The organism is Bradyrhizobium sp. Kon56 (assembly GCF_055807635.1).
In genome coordinates this window covers 1-272 of record NZ_JBVVOU010000414.1, presented here as the reverse complement: position 1 = coordinate 272, position 272 = coordinate 1, and the positions used below count along the sequence as shown (strand labels likewise).

The window sequence follows — 272 nt, the reverse complement described above, 5'->3', positions numbered from 1 at the left end:
AGCAGAAGGCCGACGGTTTCAGCCGCAATATCGTTGCGCTGTACGATCACCTGCGCCTTGGCAAGCCGGATGTGCCGTTGTTCGAGCGCCTCGCAGCAACTGCCCCACATGCTCACGCCGGGTTTCGAGGATTTTCAGGCTTTGCGCACAATGCGCCACGGTATCGCTTAAGCGGCGCTCGATTTCATGCACATCGCTGGCACTCTGCAGCTGTGCATCAGCTTCATCAATGTGCAGTTTGGCCAAGCGCAGGCGCTTGGCAGCAATCGGGC

At 59.2% G+C, this 272-nt stretch carries 1 protein-coding gene; it reads right to left on the bottom strand.

What is annotated here, in order from left to right:
- Positions 1–18 precede the first annotated feature (18 nt).
- The coding region (locus tag AC0L3B_RS39500) for a hypothetical protein (RefSeq protein WP_473383237.1) at positions 19–272 on the bottom strand (254 nt) is incomplete at its 5' end.